At 67.2% G+C, this 3,550-nt stretch carries 3 protein-coding genes; 1 reads left to right on the forward strand and 2 read right to left on the reverse strand.

Annotated features, from left to right (window positions below; all coding sequences use genetic code 11):
* On the forward strand, window positions 1–592 hold a 592-nt coding region (locus VNS22_RS03745), incomplete at its 5' end, for a hypothetical protein (protein WP_325729750.1).
* A gap of 137 nt (window positions 593–729) precedes the next feature.
* Here the strand turns inward: VNS22_RS03745 and VNS22_RS03750 are convergent.
* Complete coding sequence (locus tag VNS22_RS03750) at window positions 730–2,265, reverse strand: ABC transporter ATP-binding protein (RefSeq protein WP_325729752.1); 1,536 nt, start codon at window positions 2,263–2,265, stop codon at window positions 730–732.
* 116 nt (window positions 2,266–2,381) lie between these two features.
* Window positions 2,382–3,368 (reverse strand): BMP family ABC transporter substrate-binding protein, encoded by a 987-nt coding sequence (locus tag VNS22_RS03755; protein ID WP_325729754.1) that lies wholly within the window; start codon window positions 3,366–3,368, stop codon window positions 2,382–2,384.
* Window positions 3,369–3,550: the final 182 nt, after the last annotated feature.

The raw sequence follows: 3,550 nt of genomic DNA on the forward strand, positions 1-3,550 counted from the left end.
CGGGCTGCATTTCACCCTGGCGCTGGTCGAACTCGCGATCTTCGATCTGCCCGGACATGGGATGGTGGTCGTGCCGTCCATTCCGCTGCAGACGACCAACGTGGTGCGCGGGATCGTCGTGCTGGAAGATCGGTCCGGTTCACCCGTGCCGACGGTACACATCATGCCACCGCCGGACACGGCACGGGCTCGGCGCCCCAGCAACATCACGGAGATGGAGTTCTTCGCGGCCCTGGATGCACTGCGTCCCGGAACCTCCACCCGTCTGCTCGCCCTGGTCGAGAAGGGTCAGGACATCGGCCTGTTCATCTATGTCAGGAAGACCCTGATCATTGCCTTCCCTACCGTGGGGGATCGCGTGCGGCTGCTGGTGGTCGATCAGAACGGTCATGCCAATACGAGTTATGTCTGGTGGCTCCAGACCAACCGCCCGATCACGAGCGCCTATCTGGAGGCGATGGCAGATGCCATTCCTGGCGCGGTGGTACGGCAGACAGAGGTACCCTACATCCGCCTTCAGGACCGCCCATTGTCGATCTGGGATGTGCTGGATCACGGGGATGCCTGGCTGGAGGCGAAGGAGCTATCATGACGCGCTCCAGACAACCGGCCAGCAAAGTGCCACCTGACCAGTCCAGGTGGTTCCCGGCTAGCTCGCCGGTGCACAGGAAAATACGGACGGCGTCGGACTACTGCCGGCGCCATGACCATCGCCCCTGGCCGGCCTGGTCACGCGGCGTCCCTGCGCACGCCGGCCATGAGCAGGCCAATCCGCTTCTCGTCGGCCGCCCTGCCTTCGACCTCGCCGGTGAAGTGGCCGTCGAACATCACCAGGATGCGGTCGGCCAGGGCCATGATCTCGTCGAGTTCGACCGAGACCAGCAGCACGGCCTTGCCGGCGTCGCGCAGCTCGATCAGGCGGCGGTGGATGAACTCGATGGCACCGATGTCGACGCCGCGGGTCGGCTGGCCCACCACCAGCAGCACCGGGTCGTGCTCGATCTCGCGGGCCAGCACCAGTTTCTGCTGGTTGCCGCCGGAAAAGGCGGTGACGGCATAGGCAGGGTCGGGCGGACGCACGTCGAAGATCCGCATCCACTCGCCGCAGCGGCGCTGCAGCATCGGGCGGTCCAGGAACGGGCCGTTCACGCAATCCGGGCGGTCCTGGTAGCCGAGCAGCGCATTCTCCCAGGCGGGGAATCCGGCGACGAGGCCCATGCGCAGCCGGTCCTCGGGCACATGGCCCAGCCCCTCCGGCCGACCCTCGCCGCCCCGGACCGGGTGGCCGTCCAGCTCGATCCGGCCGGAGGTCGCGGGCCGGATGCCGGTGATCGCTTCCAGGAGTTCGGACTGGCCGTTGCCGGCGACCCCGGCGATCCCCAGGATCTCGCCGCGGCGGACCGCGAACGAGACGCCCTTGACCCGTTGCACCCCCTGCCGGTCGGTCACCACCAGATCGTCCACCTGCAGCGCGACCGGCCCGGGACGGGCCTCGCCCTTGGCGACCCGCAGCAGGACCTTGCGCCCGACCATCAGCTCGGCCAGTTCCTCGCGCGAGGTCCGGGCGGTCGGGCGGTGCGCCACCATGGCTCCCTGGCGCATGACGCTCACCTGGTCGGTGACCGCCATGATCTCGCGCAGCTTGTGGGTGATCAGAACCACCGTGCGGCCCTGGGCGCGCAGGCTCTTGAGGATGCGGAACAGATGGTCGGCCTCCTGCGGGGTGAGAACCCCAGTGGGCTCGTCCAGAATCAGGATGCGGGCACCACGGAACAGGGCTTTGAGGATCTCGACGCGCTGCTGCACGCCCACCGGCAGGTCCGACACCAGGGCGTCCAGCGGCACGTCCAGCCGGTATTCGCGCTCCAGCCGCTCGACCTCCGCCCGGGCGCGCGCAGCGCCCCCGGCCAGGAGCGGCCCGCCTTCCGCCCCCAGCAGCATGTTCTCCAGCACGGTGAAGGTCTCGACCAGCATGAAATGCTGGAACACCATGCCGATTCCGGCCCGGATCGCGTCCTGCGGCCCGGTGATGCGCACCTCCTGACCGTCGATCAGGATCTGGCCGGCATCCGCCTGATAGAACCCGTAGAGGATGTTCATCAGGGTCGACTTGCCGGCCCCGTTCTCGCCGATGATCCCGTGGATCGTACCGGCTCGGACCGCCAAGTCGACCGCGCGGTTGGCATGGACCGGGCCGAACCGCTTGTCGATGCCGCGAAGCTCGACCGCGGCCGGGGCCGATGAGGGCTGCTGGCGCTGGAACATCGGCGCTCCGCGATGGGGGAACATGCTCTGGCCATCGAAGCTGGAGCGATCCCTGCACGATCAGGCGGTTCCACCTGCCGCAGAAATCGCTCCAGGGCGGACCTGCCGGGTGCCGCTTACTGCTGCTTGGAGTAGTAGTCCTGGACCTGGATCTCGCCCGAGATGATCTTGGCCTTGGCCTCGTCCAGCTTCGCCACGATGTCGGGGGTCAGCACGTCCTTGTTGTACTCGTCCAGCGCGTAGTCGACCCCTTCCTCCTTGAGGCCGAGATTGAGCAGGCCCGGCTGCCAGCTGCCGTCCTGCGCGGACTTGAACGCCTCGTACACGGCGACGTCGACCCTTTTCAGCATCGAGGTCAGCACGTTGCCCGGGTAGAGGTGGTTCTGGTTGCTGTCGACGCCGATCGAGAACTTGTCCTTGTCCTTGGAGGCTTCCAGCACGCCCAGCCCCGCGGCACCGGCCGCGGCATAGACCACGTCCGCACCACCGTCATAGTGGCTGAAGGCCAGTTCCTTGGCGCGGGTGGCATCGCTCCAGGCGGCCGGCGTGGTGCCGACATAGTTGGCGGTGAACTCGATGTCCGGGTTGGCCGCCTTCGCGCCCTGCTCGTAGCCCCACTCGAAATTGTGGATCAGCGGGATGTCCATGCCGCCGACGAAGCCGATCTTGCCGGTCTGGCTCTTCAGGGCCGCGGCCATGCCGACCAGGTAGCTGCCCTCGTGCTCCTTGAAGAGGATCGACTGGACGTTCGGCTTGTCGACACTGGCGTCGATGATCGTGAACTTGGCATCCGGATAGCGCTCGGACACGCCTTCCAGCGAGGTCCCGAAGGCGAAGCCCACCACGACGACGATGCTGGCCCGCTTGGCCATGCGCTCCAGCGCCTGATCGCGCTGGCTCTCGTTGGTCACCTCGAACTCGAGATAGGAGATCCCGGTCTCGGCCTTGAACTTCTCCGCACCGTTGTAGGCGGCCTCGTTGAAGGACTTGTCGAACTTGCCGCCCATGTCGAAGAGCAGAGCCGGCTGGAAGTCCTGGGCGTGTGCGGTCACCGACAGGCTGAGGAGGCTGGCTGCGGCGAGAAGCGCCGAACGACGGATCATCTTCGTCTCCCAAGGGACCGACCCACGAAGAACCGGCCAGGCGCGGCGCGGTCGCCGCAGACATCCCGGGGGAGCGTAATTGCGGCGCGGCGCTAGGCAAGGCCTGTCGCGCACGCTCGCCGGCCCCTGGCTGCCTGGAAGCCTGTAAGGGAACTGCCGACGTGCCCGTTCGGCATGGCTGC

Origin of the sequence: Geminicoccus sp. (genome assembly GCF_035556675.1) — a bacterium.
Taxonomy (GTDB): domain Bacteria; phylum Pseudomonadota; class Alphaproteobacteria; order Geminicoccales; family Geminicoccaceae; genus Geminicoccus.